Consider the following 21163-nt stretch of genomic DNA (forward strand, 5'->3'; position numbering starts at 1 on the left):
CGACGGCCGTCATGCATCCGGCTGATGCGCCCGCCTTTCCCTGGGATACGGTAGCGCCGGGCCATGCCCGGCGGCAGGCGCCCGTTACAACCAGGGCAGGATCCAGTGGTCGATCAGCAGGAAGGCGAACAGCGCCATCAGATAGACGATGGAGTACTGGAACATCTTCATCGAGAACAGCTCATCCGGCGGATCCAGCATGCGCCACGCATACCAGAGGAACACCGCGTTGAGCACGATCGCACCGCCCAGGTAGAACGGTCCGCTCATGCCCACCAGATAGGGCAGCAGGCAGACCAGGGCCAGCACCACCGAATACACCATGATCTGTCTGCGGGTATGCACTACGCCGTGGGTCACCGGCAGCATCGGGATCTTCGCCTTGGCGTAGTCCTCGCGGCGGAAGATCGCCAGCGCCCAGAAATGCGGCGGCGTCCAGATGAAGATGATCAGCACCAGCAGCGACGAGTACGCCCAGTCCGAAGAGCCCTGCATTCCGGTGACGGCGGCCCAGCCCAGCATCGGTGGCATCGCGCCGGCCAGACCACCGATGACGATGTTCTGCGAGGTCGCACGCTTGAGGTAGACCGTATAGATCACCGCATAACCGATCAGCGAAGCGAAGGTCAGCACGGCGGTGATCACGTTCACCCACAGCACCAGGATCGTCATCGACAGCACGATCAGCGCGCCGGCGAACACCAGCACCTGCCACGGCTTGACCTTGCCGACCACCAGCGGCCGCCACGAGGTGCGCGCCATCTGCGCATCGATGTGCGCATCCAGCAGCTGGTTGATCGCAGCCGCAGCCGAGGCCGCCAGCCAGATGCCGAGGAAGCCGAGCAGGCCCGCGCGTACCTGTTCCCAGCTGGGCACGCCTGGAATGGCCAGGACCATGCCCACCAGGGCGGTGAACACGATCAGGGCGACGACCTTGGGCTTGGTCAGGTCCCAGTACTGGCGGTAATTGGAGAACATCGGATCAGTCCGGGGCACGCAGGCGGGCCAGCAGGCTGACCAGCACGAACAACAGGGCAACGGCCACGCCGTTGTGCGCCACCGCCACTTCCAGCGGCAGCGCCAGCTTCACGTTGAGGATGCCGAGGGTGACCTGCAGCACCAGCAGCACGATCAGCGCAGTCGCCCAGCCCCGCATGCTCGGCAGGCGGAACAGACGCACGCCCAGCCACAGCAGGTAGGCAGCCACCACGATGGCGAACAGGCGATGCGCCAGCTGGATGGCGATGCGCGAGGCGCCATCGAGCACGCCCCCTTCGTAGTCCACGCCGATGCCACGCCACAGGGTGAAGCCTTCGACGAAGTTGTGCTGCGGCCACCACTGGTTGGCACAGCGTGGGAAGTTGTCCAGCGAGGCGCTGCCGCCGCCGCAGGCCAGCGCCGCATAGTTGGCACTGACCCAGCCGCCCAGTGCGATCTGGGTGACCAGCACGACCACGGCGGCACGCAGCAGCCACTTCAGCCTGGGCGCCTCGGCCAGCGTGATCGGCAGATGCGTGGCCCGCCACGCCAGCCACACCAGCAGGCCGAACATCAGCATGCCGCCCAGCAGGTGGCCCATCACCACGATCGGCTTCAGCAGCAGCGTCACCGTCCACATGCCCAGCAGGGCCTGGAAGATCACCACCGCCAGAGTCAGTACCGCCGCGCGCGCCAGATCGATGTTGTTCCAGCGCAAGGCGGCAATCAGCAGTATCGCCTCACCACTCAGGGCCAGGGCACTGGCCGTCGCATGCCAGCCCATCATGTACAACGGTATGCCGGCAGCCACCAGCACGCAGGCGGTGACGACCGCCGCGGTTCCGAACCGGCGCCTGCGCGTGGCCAGCAGGGCCAGGGTCAGGATCTCGATGCCCAGCGCGCCGGCCAGGAAGCGGTGAACCTGCTCGCGCCAGGCCTTGTGCGTTTCCAGAGGACGGATATCGGCGGCCGGGTGGCCAACCGTCTCCTCGATGTGCTGCGGCCAGGTCGCGCGGCCATAGCAGGTCGGCCAGTCCGGGCAGCTCAGCCCCGCATCGGACAGACGGACGAAGGCACCGAACATGATCGTGCTCGCGGTCATGATCATGGCGAACCACGCCAGGCGGTGGAAATTGCGGTGCAGCGCCGGACGCGCGGAAAGGCTCATCAAACAGGACTCACTTCAGTTTCAGCAACGTGGCCATGTCCTTGCGCAGGCCCCCGAGGTCGCTGCCCGGGGCATGGCGCATGATCACGAAGCCGTTCGGATCGATCACGTAGACCGGCAGGCCAGCCGGATCGTCGACGCCGGGCAGGGCCGCGCGCAGCGCTGGCGACGGTGCCAGCGGCCGCAGCGCGGGCAGCGAGGCGATCGACGCCGGTGGCGGACCCAGCCACAGGATCTCGACATTATCGGCGTTATGGCCGAACAGCTGCCACACCTTGCCCAGTCCCTGCGACAAAGTGACGCACTGCGCGTCGCAGGCACCGGCCGGTGCCACCAGCAGGCGCCAGGTGCGCGCCTCCGGATTCCAGGGATAGGCCGTGCCGTCGGCCAGGGTCGGTGGCTGCTGGCGCAGGTCCACCGGGGGTTTGAGCAGCTGTCCACTGTTGCGGTGGCCGGTGGGCTGCCATCCGGAGAAGCGCAGCACGGCCGCCAGCGCCATTGCCCCGAAGAACACGGCGAACAACAGCACCAGGGTCCGGCGACCGGAACCGCGCGCCTGCGGGGATGTAGCAGTGTTCATGCGGGCATTTTCTCATGGTTGGACAGGGGATGCCGGGCGCCCGAAGTCGGGCCGGCGCTAGCGTGGAACGCGCCTGCTGCGCCCTTCCAGCACCAGCGCAACCACCAGCACGGTCAGCGCCAGGCCGAACCATTGCACGGCGTAACCCAGGTGGCGCTGCGGGGGCAGCGTGTTCGGCAGCAGATCGAGGTCGCGTTCATCACCGAAGGGCAGCGCCGGATCAAGCCGCAGCACGCGCTCCGGCAGTGCAGGCAGCCCCAGCGCCGTCGCCAGGCCCTCGGCAGGCAGCCGGCTGGCCAGCCAGCGCTGCGCCTCACCGGTTGCAGAGAACGCCGGGCCCAGCGCCAACCCTGCCGACGGCGGCGGCGCCAGCAGCCCGCGCACGGCCACCGGCGAAGGCGGCGGCGGCAGGTCGGGGAGCGTGCGGTCGGCGGGCAGCGCGCGCCAGCCGAGGTCGACCAGCAGCACGCTGCCGCCGTCGCTGCGGAAGGGGCGATAGATCTTCACCCCGGCCCGGCCGTGCCGGGTCTGGTTGTCCAGCAGCACCACGCCCGGCAGGAAGCGGCCATGGTCGGCCACGCCATGCAGCGCGCCCGGCGCCGCCAGTGCCTGCGCCAGCGGAAGTGCCTGCGCCGCAGCGGGGCCCTGCGCATCCAGCATGGCCTGCTTTGCATGCATGCGCTGCAACTGCCACAGGCCCAGCGCGGTGAATCCCGTGATCGCCACCAGCGCCAGCAGCCAGCCGATCACCCGCGTGTGCTGGCGCATCATGACAAGTCCGCGCAAACGCGGTCAGATAGGCACATCCACCCTGCCCTCGAGCCGCGCATGAGTGATTCGCTGAAGACCCTGCTGGTGATCGCGTTTCTGATCGTCATCGTCTGGAACCTGGGCGCCGGGCTGTACTACCTGCTGGTCGACCGGGGCCAGACCAAGCGCACGGTCAACGCACTGACGCGCCGCATCGCGGTGTCGGTGGCGTTGATCGTACTGGTGATCGTGAGCATCTACATGGGCTGGATCAAACCGCACGGCATCGGTGGCTGAGTACGCCACCGGCATCGGCGCTTACAGCACGTAGACGAACAGGAACAGCATCAGCCACACCACGTCGACGAAGTGCCAGTACCACGCAGCGGCTTCGAACGCGAAATGGTTGTCGCGGGTGAAATGCCCCTTCGCCGAGCGCAGCCACATCACGATCAGCATGATCGTGCCCAGCAGCACGTGCGCACCGTGGAAACCGGTCAGCATGAAGAACGTCGACCCGTAGATGCCCGAGCCGAGCGTCAGGTTCAGCTCCTTGTAGGCGTGGATGTACTCCTCCGCCTGCAGGGCAAGGAAGCCCAGGCCCAGCGCCACGGTCAGGCCCAGCCAGACCAGCAGCTGGCGACGGTGCCCGGCCTTCAGCGCATGGTGGGCGATGGTGAGCGTCACGCCGGAAGTCAGCAGGATCAGCGTATTGATCAACGGCAGGCCCCAGGCCGGAATGGTCTGGAAGGCCCCGCCGATCGCCGCCGGGCCGTTGGTGGGCCACCCCGCGGAGTAGCCCTGCCACAGCAGCTCGTTGGTCATCACCCCGCGGCCCTCGCCGCTGAGCCAGGACAGGCCCAGGTGGCGGGTGTAGAACAGTGCGCCGAAGAATGCGCCGAAGAACATCACCTCGGAGAAGATGAACCAGACCATGCCCATCCGGAACGAACCATCGACCTGGCGGTTGTAGTTGCCGGCCTGCGACTCGCGCACCACGTCGCTGAACCACCAGAACAGGGTCAGCACCAGCATCGCGATGCCGATGTAGAACGTCCAGCGCCCCCAGCTGGCATCGTTGAGCCAGCTGGCCACGCCCACCATGGTCACCATCATCGCGATGGAGCCCACGAATGGCCATTTGCTCTGGGCCGGGACGAAGTACACGTTGGCGTCGGTCGGTGTCTGGGCCATGTCGTTATCCGGGTCAGGGAGCGGCGTGCGCGCCTTCCGAAGTGGCGGCCGGAGCCAGCCGATCGGACAGCGCGTCGTTGCGGTAGAAGGTGTAGGACAGGGTGATCGTCTTGATTTCCGGCGGCAGATCCGGATCGACGATGAAGCGCACCGGCATGTCGCGCTTCTCGCCGGCCTGCAGCGTCTGCGCGGTGAAGCAGAAGCACTCGGTCTTGCTGAAGAATCCGGAGGCACGTGCTGGCGCGACAGAGGGCACCGCACTGCCGACGATCGCCTGTGGGCCGTCATTGCGGGCGTAATACAGCGCCTCGTTCAGCTCACCGGGCACCACGTCCATGGTCAGCTGCTCGGGATGGAATGCCCATGGCAGCCGCGAATTGACCCCGCCATCGAACTCCACCCGCACGGTGCGCTTTGCGGTGGCAGCCCCCACGCTGGCCTCGCTGCCCGGGCCGCGCTCCAGGCGCACGCCGAACACCTTCTCGCACGCGATGCGATACAGCGGCACCAGCGAGAAGGTCAGCAGGAACACGGCCACGGCAACGCCGATCAGGCGCGGCAGGCCGGCGCTGGGCGACGGTGTGCTGGCCGGTGTCGGGCTCATCGTCCGATCACCCCGCTGAGAATGAAGGTGGCATAGACCAGTACGGCGATGGCGCCCACCACGACCGCCGTGCGCCGGGCACGCCGGCGCTGCTGTTCGATGCCCTGAGTCTCGCCGCCGTACGGCCGGGCCCTGCCCGGCTGCTCTTCGACAGCCGAGCCGGGCTCGGCTCTACAGGTCTGGAGCGGGCTCTCGTTATGCATGCCCCACCTCAATGCGTGATGTCGTCATGCGCCAGATCGCCCGGGCGCAGGATCGGCGGGGTGGTGAAGGTATGGGCCGGTGCCGGCGACGGCAGCGTCCACTCCAGGCCACGCGCCCCTTCCCAGGACCGATCGGCCGCCTTCTCGCCATTGCGCAGCGAGGACAGCAGGATCGCCGCCATCATGAAGGGCGTGACGAACATGCCGAATGCGCCGATCGAGCTGATCAGGTTCCAGTCGGCGAACGCCACGCTGTAATCGGGAATACGGCGCGGCATCCCGGCCAGGCCGAGGAAGTGCTGCGGGAAGAACAGCAGGTTGACGAACACGATCGACCACCAGAAGTGCACCTTGGCCCACTTCTCGCTGTACATGCGACCGGTCCACTTCGGCCACCAGTAGTACACCGCGGCAATCAGCGCGAACACCGCACCGGTCACCAGCACGTAGTGGAAGTGGGCAACGACGAAGTAGGTGTCGTGGTACTGGAAGTCGGCGGCGACGATGGCCAGCATCAGACCGGAGAAGCCGCCAATGGTGAACAGGATGACGAAGGCCACCGACCACAGCATCGGCGCCTCGAACGTCAGCGAGCCACGCCACATCGTGCTGACCCAGTTGAAGACCTTCACGCCGGTCGGGATCGAGATCAGCATGGTGGCGAACATGAAGTAGATCTCGCCGCCCAGCGGCATGCCCACGGTGAACATGTGGTGGGCCCAGACGATGAACGACAGGAAGGCGATCGCAGCCGTGGCGTACACCATCGCCTGGTAGCCGAACAGCGGCTTGCGGCTGAAGGTGGGAATGATCTCGCTGACCACGCCGAAGGCGGGCAGGATCATGATGTACACCTCGGGGTGGCCGAAGAACCAGAAGATGTGCTGGAACATCACCGGGTCACCGCCACCGGCGGCGTTGAAGAAGCTGGTGCCGAAGAACTTGTCGGTCAGCAGCATGGTCACCGCACCGGCCAGCACCGGCATCACCGCGATCAGCAGGAAGGCGGTGATCAGCCAGGCCCAGCAGAAGATCGGCATCTTCAGCAGGTCGATGCCCGGCGCGCGCATGTTGAGCACGGTGGCGATGATGTTGATCGCGCCCATGATCGAACTGATACCGGCCACGTGGATGGCGAACACAGTGAAGGCCACGTTGTAGCCGCCCTGCAGCGACAGCGGCGGATACAGCGTCCAGCCACCGGCCGGCGCACCTCCGGGCAGCAGGAAGGTGAGCAGCAGCAGGCTGAAGGCCACCGGCAGCAGCCAGAACGACCAGTTGTTCATGCGTGGCAGGGCCATGTCCGGCGCACCGATCTGCAACGGCACCATCCAGTTGGCCAGGCCGACGAAGGCCGGCATCACTCCGCCGAAGATCATCACCAGTGCGTGCACGGTGGTGAGCTGGTTGAAGGTTTCCGGCCTGACGAACTGCAGGCCCGGCTGCATCAGCTCGGCGCGGATGATCACGCTCATCGCCGCGCCGATGATGAACATGATGAAGCTGAAAAGCAGATACAGGGTGCCGATGTCCTTGTGGTTGGTCGAGAAGAACCAACGCTCGAAGAAACCCGGGTGGTGGTGGTGGTCGTCGTGCCCAACTGCCGAGTGCGCCATTGCAAAACACCTCTCAGAATCGGTTGTCGCCACGGCCGCAGGCGGCCGCGGGATTTACATCACGCGCCGCTGGCCGCGGTGGCAGGGGCGGCACCCGCTTCGGCGGCGGCAGGTTCGGCCGGCGCGGCAGGCGTCTCCGCCGCAGGCGCAGCCGGTTCGGCCGGGGCTGCGGCCGGCGGTGCCGGCTTGCGCTGCGCCAGCCACTGCCTGAACTCCTCCTTGGACACGGCCTCGACCACGATCGGCATGAATCCGTGGTCCTTGCCGCACAGTTCAGCGCACTGCCCGCGATAGACGCCCGGCTGCTCGATGCTGGTCCAGGCCTCGTTGATGAAGCCGGGAATGGCATCCTGCTTCCAGCCCAGCGCCGGCACCCACCAGGCGTGGATCACGTCGTCGGAGGTGATGACGAAACGGACCTTGGTATCGACCGGCAACACCAGCCGGTTGTCGACATCCAGCAGGTAGTGGGGATGGCTCTCGCGCGTCGGCACCTTGCCACTCTGCCGCATGCGGTCCGACTCGCGGTCCAGGCGGCTGGTGAAGGTGACGTTCTCGCCCAGGTACTCGTACTTCCACATCCACTGGTAGCCGGTGACCTTCACCGTCATCTCGGCATCGCGGGTGTCGTACATCTTGATCAGGTTGGCCGTGGCCGGCCATGCCATCACCACCAGGATGATCACCGGGATCACCGTCCAGATGATCTCGGCCTTGGTGTTGTGGCTGAAGGTGGCTGCGACCGCCCCCTTGGATTTGCGGAACTTGAAGATGGCGTAGGCCATCGCCCCGAACACGATCACGCCGATCACCGTGCAGACGATCAGCGAGAGATTGTTCGACTCCCAGGCCAGGCGCGAGGTCTGGGTTACCCCCTTGCCCATGTTCAGCTGCCACGGCTTGGGATCGGCCGCCTGGGCCCATGCCATCGCCGGAACCCATCCCCCGGCCACCACTGCGGCGGCCATTGCAACGCACTTCGTGCCCCACCTGCTGCTTTGCTTCATTGCCTAGACCCTTAGCGTCGTCGGTTGCCGCCATCGCTGGCGGCGAGCAAGCCTTCAAGTGTCTCTGCGAGCGTCTGACGTTCGGCCGGCGCGAGGAAACTCCCCACCTCCACCTGCCGGCCGCTGGACGCAAGCCGGACCCTCTCATCGTCGGCGAGCAGGCGCACCCAATGCGGGTGAGCCCGGAACACCGGCAATCCACCGGGTACGGGGATGACCTCCACATACGCCGGCACTACCCGGATTTCCTCCTGCCGTTCGCCGCTGCGCCACAGGGCACGTAACGCGGCTGCCAGCAACAGGCTGTACAGCAGCGCGAACAGGGGGGCGAATGCATTGCCGGCCAACCACCCCAGGGCGGAGACCAGCCACATCGCTCCCGACAACACGGTGAACAACAGGACGAACTGCCGGGCATCGAGCGCCCGTGGGGGACGCAGCCGCAGCTGCGTACCTGACCCATCTGGAGCTGGAAGCACCTCGATCATGTCGCAACCGCGTTCCTGCCGCGGGAAACGTCTCGATGGTAGCCCCGCCGTCTCACCGGTAGCAAGGGTGCATTCACACTTTTTGCCATGCTGCAATACAGCATTCGCCCGGCGCCGCAAATGACGAATTCAGCACAAATAGTGTCGCGCTTGCTGAACACGCTGAATCCACCACCGTTAGGGGCTATCAGCATTCACGAAGGCGGCCGCGGGGCACTTCCGAAGGGCGCAAAAATGATTAAAATCGCCAAGTTTTCCATTGGCCGGACCGGCATGAACGCACCCTCCTCCTCCCTTGCCGCCCACGACGCCCTGCGTCCCGGCGCGCTGCTGTCGCCGGAACTGCCGGCGTCCCCCAACCCGTTCCGCCAGGCCATTACCGACGCCTGGCTGAAGGACGAGGCCAGCCACGTCCGTGAGCTGCTGGCGCAGGCCCGCCTGCCCGCCGAGGAACAGGCCCGGGTGCAGGCGCTGGCCGCCGATCTGGTCGGCCGCGTGCGCGTGCGCGCCAAGGACCAGGGCGCGATCGAAGCCTTCATGCGCCAGTACGATCTGGGCAGCGAGGAAGGCGTGCTGCTGATGTGCGTGGCCGAAGCGCTGCTGCGCATTCCGGACCAGGACACCGCCGACAAACTGATCCGCGACAAGCTGGCCGACGCCGACTGGGAAAAGCACCTGGGCGGCAGTGACTCGGTACTGGTCAATGCCTCCACCTGGGGCCTGATGCTGACCGGCAAGCTGGTGCAGATGAACGATGCCACCCGTGCCGACGCACCCAGCGCGTTCAAGCGCCTGGTCGGACGCGTAGGTGAGCCGGTGATCCGCCTGGCCGTGCGCCAGGCGATGAAGATCATGGGCCATCAGTTCGTCATGGGCCGCACCATCAGCGAGGCGCTCGCGCGTTCGCACAAGGGCGACAACGCCAGCTATCGCTATTCCTTCGACATGCTGGGCGAAGGTGCCCTGACCATGAAGGATGCGCTGCGCTATCTGGAAGACTACCGTCGTGCGATCCACGCCATCGGCGGTGACCACAAGGCACGCGGCGGCCGTCCCGACGGCGACGTCAACAACGCACCGGGCATCTCGATCAAGCTGTCGGCGCTGTACCCGCGCTACGAACATGCCAAGCGCGAGCGCGTGCTGAAGGACCTGGTGCCGGGCGTGCTGGAACTGGCGCAGCTGGCCAAGAGCTACGGCATCGGCTGCACCGTCGACGCCGAGGAGTCCGACCGCCTCGAGCTGTCGCTGGACATCATCGAGCAGGTGTTCTGCGACGCCTCGCTGGCCGGCTGGGACGGCTTCGGCGTCGTCGTGCAGGCCTACCAGAAGCGCACCCCGTACACGATCGACCACCTGGCCGACATGGCCCGCCGTGCCGGTCGCCGCCTGCAGGTGCGCCTGGTCAAGGGCGCCTACTGGGACGCCGAGATCAAGCGCGCGCAGATCGAAGGCTACCCGGGCTACCCGGTGTTCACCCGCAAGCAGAACACCGACGTGTCCTACCTGGCCTGTGCCAAGCGTCTGTTCACGCATGCCGATGCGATCTACCCGATGTTCGCCACCCACAACGCGCACACCATCGCGGCCGTGCGCAGCATTGCCAACGGCGGCGTGTACGAGCACCAGAAGCTGCACGGCATGGGCGACGATCTCTACGCCGAAGTGGTGCCGGCCGATCGTCTCGGCCTTCCCTGCCGCGTCTATGCACCGGTCGGATCGCATGAGGATCTGCTGCCGTACCTGGTGCGGCGCCTGCTGGAAAACGGCGCCAACTCCAGCTTCGTCAACCGCATCACCGACGAACGCGTGCCGATCTCCGATCTGATCCGCGATCCAGTCGAGATGGTGTCCTCGTTCGAATCGATTCCGCATCCCAAGATCCCGCTGCCGGTTGACCTGCTGCGCAGCCAGAACCACGACAGGAAGAACTCCATGGGCGCCAATCTCGCCAACGACAACGAACTGCGCGCCCTGGCCGGGCAGCTCAACGCGGCAGTGAAGCCGTGGCAGGCCGCGCCGCTGGTGCCGGGTGCGACTCCCGCAGGCGCGCCGCAACCGGTAACCAACCCCGCCGATACCCGCGAAGTGGTCGGCCAGTGGCTGCCCGCCGATACCGCCACCGTGCAGAAGGCGCTGGCCAATGCCGTGGCCGCGCAGCCGGCCTGGAACCGCACCCCGGCAGCAAGCCGCGCCGCCATTCTCGAGCACGCCGCCGACCAGCTCGAAGTACGCATGCCCGAGTTCATGGCGCTGTGCGTGAAGGAAGCCGGCAAGAGCCTGCCCGACAGCATTGCCGAAGTGCGTGAAGCGGTCGACTTCCTGCGCTACTACGCCAAGCAGGCACGCGAGCAGTTCGGACATGCCGAGAAGCTGCCGAGCCCCACCGGCGAATCCAACGAGCTGCAGCTGCACGGCCGTGGCGTGTTTGTCTGCATCAGCCCGTGGAACTTCCCGCTGGCGATCTTCCTGGGCCAGGTGGCCGCCGCACTGGCTGCCGGCAACAGCGTCATCGCCAAGCCGGCAGAGCAGACCAACCTGGTCGGCTACTACGCCGTGAAGCTGCTGCATGACGCCGGCGTGCCGGCCGAGGTGGTGCAGTTCCTGCCGGGCGATGGTGCCACCGTCGGCGCGGCGCTGACCGCCGATCCGCGCGTAGCGGGCGTGGCCTTCACCGGCTCCACCGACACCGCACGTGCGATCAACCGTGCGATGGCCGCGCGTGATGCCGCCATCGGCGTGCTGATCGCCGAGACGGGTGGCCAGAACGCCTTCATCGCCGACTCCTCGGCGCTGCCGGAACAGCTGGTCAAGGATGCGATCGGTTCGGCCTTCACCTCGGCCGGCCAGCGCTGCTCGGCCGCACGCGTGCTGTTCGTGCAGGACGACATCGCCGACAAGGTGATGACCATGCTGGCCGGCGCCATGAAGGAACTGAAGGTCGGCGACCCCGGCCTGCTGTCCACCGACGTCGGCCCGGTGATCGACGCCGATGCGCTGAAGATCCTGCAGGACCATGCCGAACGCATGGACCGCGAAGCGCGCCTGATCGCTGCGGCTGAACTGTCCGCCGAGGCTGCCCACGGCACCTTCTTCGCACCGCGCGCGTACGAACTGAAGAACCTGGGCCAGCTGCAGAAGGAGATCTTCGGGCCGGTCCTGCACGTCATCCGCTGGAAGGGTGAGCAGCTGGACGCGGTGATCGAGCAGATCAATGCCACCGGCTACGGCCTGACCCTGGGCGTGCACTCGCGCATCGACGAGACCGTCGATCGCATCACCAACGGCATCCAGGTCGGCAATGTGTATGTCAACCGCAACCAGATCGGTGCAGTGGTCGGTGTGCAGCCATTCGGCGGCCAGGGCCTGTCCGGCACCGGACCGAAGGCCGGTGGCCCACATTATCTGCTGCGCTTTGCCACCGAGAAGACCGTCACGGTGAACACCACGGCCGCTGGTGGTAACGCCTCGCTGCTGACGCTGGGCGACTGATCACCGGGTTGATGTGGTCAACGAAAAACCCCGCGGAAGCGGGGTTTTTTGTGCCTCGCTTGCTGTAGAACCGAGCCCGCGCTTGGCTTTTCCGGCGCAGCCGAGCGTGGGCTCGGCTCTACAGGGAGCCAGGTGCCGCCGTGGCCTCGGCACGCATCAGATTGCGCCAGTGGCGCAACGCCACCAGTGCATTGATCCAGAAACCGACGTACAGGATCGACGTCAGGTGCAGGCCACGGCTGTAGTACAGGGGCACGGCGATCGTATTGACCAGCAGCCACACCCACCACGATTCCAGCTTGCGGCGCATCATCAGGATCTGCGCGATCACGCTCAGCACCAATACCGCCGAATCGACGTAGGGCGCATAGGCGTGGGTCAGGCGGGTCAGCATCCAGCCGTAGCCGAACGTGGCCAGGGCCGCCGTCGGCAGCAGCCACATTCCCGTGCGCGGGCGCAGCGAGGTGATCGGCAGCGGTGCGCCGTGGTTGCCACGCAGCCATTGCCACCATCCCAGCACGCTGATGGCGATGAAGAAGAACTGCAGCACCATGTCGGCGAACAGGTGTGAGCGCTCGAAGACAACGGCGAACAACGCGCAGCCGACGATGCCCAGCCACCAGGTGTGGACGTTGTTGCGTCCCGCCAGCAGGATCGAGCCTGCGACCGCTACGTTGGCGGCCAGCTCCAGCTGGAAGTTCGGATCGGACAGGTTCATGCGGCCATTGTCGTAGATCCACAGCCCGCGTGGATGCGCGCTGCACAAACAAAAGGCCCCGCTTGCGCGGGGCCCTTCGTGTACTGGATGAGGCCGAAGCCTGGATCAGAACTTGTACTGCAGCGATGCGGCCAGCACGTCGCCACTGACCTTGTACTTGCCGATGACGGTGTTGGCCGTCGCCGAGGTCGAGTAGATGTCCGGATCCTTGGTGAACAGGTGGGTGTAGCCCACGCTGTACTCCAGCTTGTCCGACGCTGCGTAGGTCATACCCAGCGACAGCCACTTGCGGGTGGTGTCCGGCACGCGGACGTCACGGTGCTCGTAGGTGGTCGGGGTCTGATCGTAGGCCAGGCCGCCGCGCAGGGTCAGCTTGTCGTTGACCTTGTAATCGGTACCGATCGCCGCGAAGGTGGTATCGCGGTAGTGGAACGGCAGCACGCTGTCCGGCTGGTTGGAGTCATAGTCGACGGTGACCTGGTCGAACTTGCTCCACGCAGTACGGGTGACTTCAGCCATGACCTGCCACTGGTCGTTCACCCGATGGGTGATGCCGACGGTCGCGCTGGCCGGCAGGGTGATGGTGGCGCGGCCGTTGCTGTCGATGAAGGTGCCGGTATTGGCCAGGAAGGCCGCGGCATTCTGCGGAATGGTGAAGTCGGCGGTGCCGTCGGTGATCTTGTGTTCGACCTCCGAGCGGTAGCTGAAGGCGATGTTGGTGCCTTCCACCGGGCTGACGGTCATGCCCAGGGTATAGCCGACCGACACTTCGTCACCCTTGATGCGCAGGTAGCCATCAGCAGTGCCCGGAGCGAAGCCCAGCTGGGCCGCCTGGCGGGCAGCAGCCTGCGAAGCGGCAGCGGCCTGGGCCGGAGTACCACCAGCCTGCAGCACGCGGGCGGCAGCCTGACGCTGGGCCGTGGCATTGATCGCGGTGCCGGTGTCGACGGCGCTGGTCAGGTCAACGTTCAGGCGCTCGGCGAACACCGAAGCACCAAACGACAGGTACGGGTTGACGTCGTACGAGAACGCGACGCCCAGGTCGATCGCCTGCAGTTCGGTCTTGACGCCGTTGTAGCGGCCGACCCAGTCACGGTCGTATTCGGTCTTGAAGCCGAACGGAACGGTCAGCGAGGCACCGAAGTGCATGTTCTCGTTCTCGCCGAACGGCAGGTGGAAGTAGGCCGCCGGGACCGGGGCGATCATGCCGGCGTCGCCGCCGTTGCCACCCGAGATCGGCGCGCCGTTGCCGTATTCGCCACGGCCGCGGAACTTGGCACCGAAGCTGATGGCGCTGACGTCGCCCTGCAGCAGGGTACCGTCGAGCAGACGCATGGAGGCCGGGTTGGTGGCGATGACCGAGGCGTCACCTTCGGTCGAGGTGGAGCCGGCGAAGGCGCGGCCCAGGCCCTTGGCGCTGTTTTCCTTCAGCTGGAAGGCAGCAGCGTTGGCGTCGGCGGCGGCCAGCGCACCGGCAACGCCGACGGCCAGCAGGGTCAGACGGGCAATGGTGGAAGCGGTTTGCATCGTAGTTCTCTCTCCGGTAAGCGGTGATGTTGCTCTGAGTGCGCCTGCGCCCGGCAGGCCCTGGGGCCCATCGGAGCGCGCCGGATTCCCCTCCCGACATACGACGCCGTATGCGAGTATTACCCAGAGCCGTTAATGAAACAATAACAGCGGCGGCGCTTTTTTCGTCGCAAAACCTGAACAGGAGCGCCCCCGCCACGGAGCCCGGCGCGCTAGGCTTGTCGCCATGTTCGTTTCCCTTCCGTCGCGCAAGAAGGCCGCCCTGCGCTGGGCCACACCCGTGCTGTTTGCGGCACTGTGGCTGGCTTTCCTGTGGTCGATCTCACGGCCGGATGATGCCAGGGGCAGCCTGTGGCTCGACTGGGGCGCGCTCTCCACCGGGCTGACCCATCCGCTGGACTGGTGGGCCACCCTGCAGGACGGCAGCGTGCTGCGCCTGTTCACAGCCCTGTTCCTGCATGCGGACTGGTCGCACCTGTTGGGCAATCTGGTCTTCCTGCTGATCTTCGGCCTGCCGGCAGAGCGGGTACTGGGGCCATGGCGCCTGTTGCTGCTGTTCCTGGTCGGCGGCGCGGTCTCCAACCTGGTGGCGATCTACACCATGGGCAGCCCGGACCAGATCATCATCGGTGCCAGCGGCGCGGTGTCGGCCCTGATCGGCGCCTACCTGGCCCTGTTCCCGGGCGCGCGACTGGGCGTAGTGATTCCCCTCGGCCTGTTCCTGGAGTTCGTACGCGCCCCGGCCTATCTGCTGATCGGCGTGTGGGCAGCACTGCAGGTGGTGTTCGCCTATATCGGCCCGACCTTCGGCATGGTGGCCTGGTGGGCCCACATCGGCGGCTTCGTGTTCGGCGTGGTGTATGGCGTGTACGTGCGCGCAGCGATCGCGCGCCGCCTGCGCAAGCGGCACGGGTTCTAGGCAACCGGCCGGCGCCGCCGGGCGTGGCCCGGCGCTACCTCAGGGCTTTGCCGGGGCCGGGCTCGGCTTTGCTTCCGGCTTTGCTTCCGGCTTTGCTTCCGGCTTTGCTTCCGGCTTTGCTTCCGGCTTGGCGGTCGCCGCGTCGGCGGCCTTTTCCGCTTCCGCCTTCGCGGCTTCGGCCTTCAGTCGCGCGGCCACCGAACCGGGATGCTTCAGTTCGGCGAGCGCATCGTTGATCGGGCCATCGCCCGGCAACACCGCGCCTGCCCGATAACCTTCGGTTCCTTCATCGTCGCCGCGCAGATGACCCGGCAGGGTGGCTTCGCTGTAGTCGCTCAGGCTGGCCGGCAGCGCGTCATCCTCAGGGCGCGGCGCAGGCTTGAGCTCCACATCCGGCACGATGCCGGTGGCCTGGATCGACTTGCCGCTGGGCGTGTAATAGCGCGCCGTGGTCAGCTTCACCGAATCGCCGTTGTCCAGCGGCAGCACGGTCTGCACCGAGCCCTTGCCGAACGTGCGGCTGCCAACCACGCGTGCGCGGCCATTGTCGCGCAATGCACCGGCCAGCACTTCCGAGGCGCTGGCCGAACCCGCATCGGCCAGCACCACCACCGGTGCGCCCTTCAACAGGTCGCCCGGCGTGGCGTCGAAACGCGCATCGCTGATGCTGATGCGGCCCCGCGTACTGACGATGTTGCCCTTGTCCAGCAGATCGTCGGCCACCTGCACAGCGGCGGTCAGCAGGCCACCCGGATTGCTGCGCAGGTCCAGCACCAGCCCCTTCAGCGTTCCACCGGACTGCTTCTGCAGCTGCTGCACATGCTTCTGGAAATCCGAACCGGTGTCGGCCTGGAAGGTACTCAGGCGGATGTAGCCATAGCCCGGTTCCAGCAGGCGGCTGCGCACGCTGGTGACGCGGATCGTCTGCCGGGTCAGGCTGACATCGAACGGTTTCGGCCGGCCGTCGCGCACGATGGTCAGCACCACCTTGCTGCCGGCCGGGCCCCGCAGCGGCTCACTGGCATCGATCGCACTGATCGGCTTGCCATCGATGGCGATGATCAGATCGCCCGCGAGGATGCCAGCCTTGGCCGCCGGCGTGTCATCGATCGGCGCGATCACCTTCATGCTGGCGTTGTCCGGCTGCTGCTGCAGCTCGACGCCGATGCCCTCGTAGGCACCGGAGGCCTGCTCGTCGAAGGCCTGCGCATCTTCCTTGTTGAAGTACGTGCTGTGCGGGTCGAGGTCGAGCAGCAGGCCACGGACCGCCGACTGCATCAACTTGTTGTCGTCGACCGGGTCGACATAGGCCGCGCGCACCGCGTTGTACACCGCCACGAAACGGCGGATGTCTTCCAGCGGCACCTTCGAGGTCACCGCCTCCTCGCTGCTCGCCGCCTGCCCGCTGTTCGCAGCGGTCGGGGCCGGCGCGGTCTGCTGCGCCCAGGACAGCGCTGGCAACAGGGCCAGCAAGAGGGTGGCGGTACGGGCTGCGCGCATGGAGCACTCCTGTCGACGGTGGCATCGTGCCCAAGGCACAGGCACCGATTATGCGCGAAGCACAGCTAAATTCCCGTTGAACCCACGCAGTCCGTGCAGGCCCCGGGTTCAGCGGCGCTGCAGCCAGCTGTCCGGATTGACCGGCTGCCCACCACGACGCAGCTCGAAATACAGCGCAGTCACGCCCTGGCCACCGGAATTGCCGACCTTGGCGACCGCATCGCCACGGCTGACCCGCGCACCTGCATCCTTCAGCAGCGTGTCGTTATGCGCATAGAGGCTCATGTAGCCGTTGCCGTGATCGACGATCAGGATCATGCCGTAACCGGTCATCCAATCGGAGAAGACGACCGTGCCATCGGCTACCGCGGTCACCGTGCTGCCGGCCGGGGCACCGATCAGCACGCCGCTGCTGGTGCGGCCATCTGGCAGCTTGCCGCCATAGCGTGCCAGCAGGTTGCCCGACAGCGGCCACCCCAGTCCCCCCACCTTCGGTGCCGGCGCCGATGCCACGGCCGGCGGCACCTTGGTCGCCGGCGGCGGTCGGCCTTCGGCGGCGGCCTGGCGTGCAGCGCGTTCGGCGGCGGCCTTCTCCGCGGCAGCCCGGCGCGCTGCCGCGCGACGCTCGGCTTCGGCCCGCGCTGCGGCCGCGCGCAGATTGGCCAGCAGGGTTTCCAGTGCCTTGGCATCCTGCCCCAATGCCTGTTCCTTCTCGCGCCGGTCCTTGAAGCGTTCGTCCAGCGAGGCCACGGTCTGCGCACGTTCGCGACGATCGGCCGCCAGCGCAGCCGCCTGCTGCTTCTGCTCGCGCTGGGTCCCCTGCAGCTGCTGCTGGCGTTCGGCAATCTGTGCCTGCAGCGCCTCCAGTTCCTTGAGATCGGCAGTCAATGCGGTGATGCGCTGCGCGCGCTCGCGCTGCAGGTACCGGTGGTAGGCCAGTGCACGGTTGGCATCGGCCACCGTGTCCTGTGACAGCAGCAGCTTGAGCGGGGCGTGGTTGCCCAGCTGATAGGCCGCGCGCAGCAACCCGGCCAGTTCGCGATGCTGCTGCGCCAGGTTGGACTGCAGGGTCGTGCGACGTCGCTCGGCCTCGGCCAGTGCCTGGTTCTGCTCGCGCAGCGCCGCCTCGGTCTGGGCCAGCACACGGCCGCTGCGGGCCACCTTCTCATCGGCCGCGCGCAGCTGCTGAGATGCCTGGCCACGCTGGCCCTCAAGCTGGCGGCGCTCCTGCGCGACGCCCTTCAGCTCGCTGCGCAGCTTCTGCAGCTTGCGCTCCGTTTCGCGCGTGTTCTGTGCACCTGACGGAAGCGGCAGCGCCAATGCCAAGGCCAGCCCCAGCAGCAGGCAGCGCCCGCCGCGGGCAGCGGCGATGTGATGTCGGCGTGAGGGGAAGGCGTTGTTGCGCAAGGGCTTTCCAGTGACTTCAGGCAGTTGCAGGGGCGATTGGGGAATGGTGACATCAACGCACGCGGCCTGCCAGCCGCACATCCACCGAGGGACCCATGAACATTCGATCCATTCCGCTGCTGTTGGGCGTGCTGCTGGCCAGCAGTCCCGCCTGGGCACAGGACAACATCAGCAAGGTCAACGGCAGCATCACCGCCGAAGCCGGGCAGCGCTACGGCAAGCTGGATACCGTCAACGGCGGCATCCGCGTCGGCGAAGGCAGCGAAACCGGCAGCATCGATACCGTCAACGGTGGGGTGAAGGTCGCCGACCGCGCCCGTACCGGCAGCATCGAAACGGTCAACGGCGGGGTGCGCCTGGGCCGTGAGGTGATCGCCCGCGGCAACGTCAGCACGGTCAATGGCAGCATCTTCAGTGATCGCGGCAGCCAGATCGAAGGCGGCGTGGAGACCGTCAACGGTGGCATCGGCCTGGTCGAGAGCCGCGTCAGCAAGGACGTGGAAACCGTCAATGGCGATATCACCGTGGGCATCGGCTCCCAGGTCGACGGCGGCGTGCGCGTGCGCAAGCCCAGCTTCAGCGTCTCGCTGACGGCCGTCCGCAAGCCGCGGGTCATCATCGGCCCGAACGCCGTGGTCAGTGGCGCCCTGCATTTCGAGCGGGACGTGGTGCTGTACGTGCACCGCACCGCGCGCATCGGCCCGGTCAGCGGCGCCGATCCCATTCCGTTCGACAGCGAAACCGCGCCGGCGGACTGAGCCCAACGATTCGGGGATACTCCCCGTTCCCGGCCGCACCACCGTGCGGCCCTCCCTTGTTTCCCAGGAACCGATGATGCCCCGCAAACTCCTCCTGTGCCTGGCCGCCGCGGCCGCGCTCAGTGCCTGCAAAGGCAATGACTCCCCGGCGCCGAGCGCCGGCACCGACAGTACCGCCCCGTCTACCGCGACCGCGGGCCATGCGTTCTCGCCGGAGATCAATGCCGCCGATTTCGCCGAGATGGTCAAGACCCTGGCCTCCGACGAGTTCGAAGGGCGAGCACCGGGCAGCAAGGGCGAAGAGCTGACGGTCAACTACATCCGCGACCAGATGCAGCGCATCGGCCTGAAGCCAGGCAATGGCGACAGCTGGTTCCAGGACGTGCCGATGACCGAAACCACGGCCGATGAGTCCACCGTGCTGAAGATCAACCAGGGCGGCAAGACCACCGAGCTGAAGTTCGGCACTGACATGGTGGTCGGCACGCGTACCGGTCAGGCCGAGATCAGCATCGATGCCAGCGACCTGGTGTTCGTCGGCTACGGTGTCGATGCACCGGAACAGAAGTGGAACGACTATGCCGGCCAGGACTGGAAGGGCAAGACGGTCGTCATGTTCGTCAACGACCCGGGTTTCCACGTCGATGACGAAACCCTGTTCGACGGCAAGCGCATGACCTATTACGGCCGCTGGACCTACAAGTTCGAGGAGGCCGCACGCAAGGGCGCCGCCGCGGCCCTGATCGTGCACGACACGGCCGGCGCCTCCTACGGCTGGGATGTGGTGAAGAACTCCTGGGCCGGCCCGCAGTACGACCTGCCGGCCAAGGACGATCCGGAAGCACGCATCCCGGTGCAGGGCTGGCTGAGCGCCGACGCCGCACGCTCGCTGTTCGCCGCTGCGGGCCTGGACCTTGACCAGGCCTACAAGGACGCCAGCAAGCGCGGCTTCAAGCCGGTGCCGCTGAAAGCCACCGCATCCGTCGACCTCAAGAGCCGTATCGCACAGAAGCAGTCGCGCAACGTGGTCGGCGTCCTGCCGGGCACCAAGCGTGCCGACGAGGCCGTGCTGTACATGGCCCATTGGGATCACCTGGGCAAGCACGAGGGCGAGGAAGGCGACAACATCTACAACGGTGCGATCGACAATGCGACCGGCGTGGCAGGCATCCTGGAAGTCGCCGAAGCGATGGCCCACCAGGATCCGAAGCCGGAGCGTTCGGTGGTGTTCCTTGCCGTGACCCTGGAAGAATCCGGCCTGCTCGGCTCCAAGTACTACGTTGCGCATCCGACGTTCCCGCTGGACAGGATCGCCGGCGTCATCAACATCGACGCCATGTCCGTGGCCGGCCGCGCCAAGGACGTGACGGTGACCGGCTTCGGCAGCTCCGAGCTGGAAGACATCCTCAAGCCGCTGGCGGCGGCCCAGGGACGCACCCTGCACGGCGAAAGCTCGGTACAGAGTGGCTTCTACTTCCGTTCCGACCACTTCAATTTCGCCAAGGCAGGCGTCCCGGCGCTGTACGCCGACGGCGGCGAAGATCTGCGCGAAGGTGGGGTGGAAGCCGGCCGCAAGGCAGCAGCCGACTACGGCGCCAACCGCTACCATGGCCCGAAGGATGAGTTCGATGCGGCCAGCTGGAAGCTGGACGGCACTGTCGAAGACCTGCAGCTGATGTACGGCGTCGGCAAGGAGCTTGCCGGTGGCGACCGCTGGCCGAACTGGTATGAAGGCAATCCCTTCAAAGCCGCCCGCGACACGATGATGAAGGCCAAGACCCCGGCCCGCTAACGTCGCGCCATGCTCGACTGAACGCTATCGAGGTCAGAGCGGCGCCCTACGGGGCGCCGCTTTTTTTGTGCGATCGCAGCTCGGTGGCCGCTTTCCGCGCATAAAGAAAAACCCCGCTGCGCGAGCAGCGGGGTTTTGGGTGTAAACCCTGGCGATGACCTACTCTCGCATGGCTTGAGCCACACTACCATCGGCGCGGCTGCGTTTCACTTCCGAGTTCGGGATGGGATCGGGTGGTTCCACAGCGCTAATTTCACCAGGGAGACGGTTGCAGCAGCGCCTGCGGCGCCAGCTTCGCGATCTTGCCCTTGGGCGGAAGCCACCCGGAAAATGCAGTGCCTTCATTAAAAGGAAAAACCCCGCTGCGTGAGCAGCGGGGTTTTTGGGTATAAACCCTGGCGATGACCTACTCTCGCATGGCTTGAGCCACACTACCATCGGCGCAGCTGCGTTTCACTTCCG

General features: G+C 66.5%; 19 protein-coding genes and 1 rRNA gene. 5 read left to right on the forward strand and 15 right to left on the reverse strand.

Annotated features, from left to right (window positions below):
* Positions 1–84: 84 nt before the first annotated feature.
* From cyoE to ACVOMM_RS14400, 4 genes are read right to left on the reverse strand one after another with little or no spacing between them, the layout of a single operon-like run.
* Complete coding sequence (gene cyoE, locus ACVOMM_RS14385; RefSeq protein ID WP_053519487.1) at positions 85–978, reverse strand: heme o synthase; 894 nt, start codon at positions 976–978, stop codon at positions 85–87.
* A gap of 4 nt (positions 979–982) precedes the next feature.
* Positions 983–2146, reverse strand: a complete 1164-nt coding sequence (locus ACVOMM_RS14390; RefSeq protein ID WP_065175445.1) for a COX15/CtaA family protein — start codon at positions 2144–2146, stop codon at positions 983–985.
* 10 nt (positions 2147–2156) lie between these two features.
* The gene (locus tag ACVOMM_RS14395; protein ID WP_053519489.1) at positions 2157–2726 is read right to left on the reverse strand and encodes a hypothetical protein; all 570 of its coding nucleotides are present in this window, start codon (positions 2724–2726) and stop codon (positions 2157–2159) included.
* A gap of 57 nt (positions 2727–2783) precedes the next feature.
* Complete coding sequence (locus tag ACVOMM_RS14400) at positions 2784–3497, reverse strand: SURF1 family protein (RefSeq protein ID WP_065175446.1); 714 nt, start codon at positions 3495–3497, stop codon at positions 2784–2786.
* A gap of 57 nt (positions 3498–3554) precedes the next feature.
* Here ACVOMM_RS14400 and ACVOMM_RS14405 point away from each other — a divergent pair, with 57 nt between their 5' ends.
* Positions 3555–3773 (forward strand): twin transmembrane helix small protein, encoded by a 219-nt coding sequence (locus tag ACVOMM_RS14405; RefSeq protein ID WP_008264755.1) that lies wholly within the window; start codon positions 3555–3557, stop codon positions 3771–3773.
* Positions 3774–3794: 21 nt separating this feature from the next.
* Here ACVOMM_RS14405 and ACVOMM_RS14410 read toward each other — a convergent pair whose 3' ends face one another.
* Genes ACVOMM_RS14410 through ACVOMM_RS14435 form a run of 6 tightly spaced genes read right to left on the reverse strand, consistent with a single transcriptional unit; the run spans position 3795 to position 8588 of the window.
* Entirely contained in the window at positions 3795–4670 is an 876-nt protein-coding gene (locus ACVOMM_RS14410) for a cytochrome c oxidase subunit 3 (RefSeq protein WP_053519491.1), read from the reverse strand.
* A gap of 13 nt (positions 4671–4683) precedes the next feature.
* Positions 4684–5274 (reverse strand): cytochrome c oxidase assembly protein, encoded by a 591-nt coding sequence (locus ACVOMM_RS14415; RefSeq protein WP_053519492.1) that lies wholly within the window; start codon positions 5272–5274, stop codon positions 4684–4686.
* Positions 5271–5477, reverse strand: a complete 207-nt coding sequence (locus tag ACVOMM_RS14420; RefSeq protein WP_461288068.1) for a hypothetical protein — start codon at positions 5475–5477, stop codon at positions 5271–5273. The genes ACVOMM_RS14415 and ACVOMM_RS14420 overlap by 4 nt, the downstream gene beginning before the upstream one ends.
* 8 nt (positions 5478–5485) lie before the next feature.
* Positions 5486–7093 carry a cytochrome c oxidase subunit I gene (gene ctaD, locus ACVOMM_RS14425; RefSeq protein WP_053519494.1) on the reverse strand — a complete coding sequence of 536 codons (1608 nt, stop codon included), beginning with the start codon at positions 7091–7093 and terminating at the stop codon, positions 5486–5488.
* A 59-nt stretch (positions 7094–7152) separates the two neighbouring features.
* Positions 7153–8100, reverse strand: coding sequence for a cytochrome c oxidase subunit II (gene coxB, locus ACVOMM_RS14430; RefSeq protein WP_053519495.1), 948 nt, complete (start codon positions 8098–8100; stop codon positions 7153–7155).
* Between the two features lie 11 nt (positions 8101–8111).
* Entirely contained in the window at positions 8112–8588 is a 477-nt protein-coding gene (locus tag ACVOMM_RS14435) for a DUF2244 domain-containing protein (protein ID WP_065182572.1), read from the reverse strand.
* A 273-nt stretch (positions 8589–8861) separates the two neighbouring features.
* On the opposite strand from ACVOMM_RS14435, the gene putA reads away from it, so the two are divergent.
* Positions 8862–12080 (forward strand): bifunctional proline dehydrogenase/L-glutamate gamma-semialdehyde dehydrogenase PutA, encoded by a 3219-nt coding sequence (gene putA / locus ACVOMM_RS14440; protein ID WP_481526420.1) that lies wholly within the window; start codon positions 8862–8864, stop codon positions 12078–12080.
* Positions 12081–12198: 118 nt separating this feature from the next.
* Here putA and pnuC read toward each other — a convergent pair whose 3' ends face one another.
* The gene (gene pnuC / locus ACVOMM_RS14445; RefSeq protein ID WP_065175455.1) at positions 12199–12798 is read right to left on the reverse strand and encodes a nicotinamide riboside transporter PnuC; all 600 of its coding nucleotides are present in this window, start codon (positions 12796–12798) and stop codon (positions 12199–12201) included.
* A 105-nt stretch (positions 12799–12903) separates the two neighbouring features.
* Positions 12904–14325, reverse strand: coding sequence for an outer membrane protein transport protein (locus ACVOMM_RS14450; RefSeq protein WP_065175449.1), 1422 nt, complete (start codon positions 14323–14325; stop codon positions 12904–12906).
* A gap of 226 nt (positions 14326–14551) precedes the next feature.
* Between ACVOMM_RS14450 and ACVOMM_RS14455 the strand changes: the two genes are divergently transcribed.
* Entirely contained in the window at positions 14552–15244 is a 693-nt protein-coding gene (locus ACVOMM_RS14455; RefSeq protein ID WP_053520204.1) for a rhomboid family intramembrane serine protease, read from the forward strand.
* Positions 15245–15283: 39 nt separating this feature from the next.
* Here ACVOMM_RS14455 and ACVOMM_RS14460 read toward each other — a convergent pair whose 3' ends face one another.
* Positions 15284–16744 (reverse strand): S41 family peptidase, encoded by a 1461-nt coding sequence (locus ACVOMM_RS14460; protein WP_279942711.1) that lies wholly within the window; start codon positions 16742–16744, stop codon positions 15284–15286.
* 108 nt (positions 16745–16852) lie between these two features.
* Positions 16853–18196, reverse strand: a complete 1344-nt coding sequence (locus ACVOMM_RS14465; RefSeq protein WP_428992349.1) for a murein hydrolase activator EnvC family protein — start codon at positions 18194–18196, stop codon at positions 16853–16855.
* Positions 18197–18246: 50 nt separating this feature from the next.
* Here ACVOMM_RS14465 and ACVOMM_RS14470 point away from each other — a divergent pair, with 50 nt between their 5' ends.
* Together ACVOMM_RS14470 and ACVOMM_RS14475 are read left to right on the forward strand one after the other, a co-directional pair.
* A complete protein-coding gene (locus ACVOMM_RS14470; RefSeq protein ID WP_053520207.1) occupies positions 18247–18909 on the forward strand; it encodes a DUF4097 family beta strand repeat-containing protein in 663 nt (220 codons plus the stop codon).
* Positions 18910–18985: 76 nt separating this feature from the next.
* Positions 18986–20701, forward strand: a complete 1716-nt coding sequence (locus tag ACVOMM_RS14475) for a M28 family metallopeptidase (protein ID WP_065175456.1) — start codon at positions 18986–18988, stop codon at positions 20699–20701.
* A 146-nt stretch (positions 20702–20847) separates the two neighbouring features.
* On the opposite strand, the gene rrf is transcribed toward ACVOMM_RS14475, so the two are convergent.
* Positions 20848–20962, reverse strand: a 5S ribosomal RNA gene (gene rrf / locus ACVOMM_RS14480).
* Positions 20963–21163 lie beyond the last annotated feature (201 nt).

This window comes from Stenotrophomonas sp. STEN009 (genome assembly GCF_056760395.1).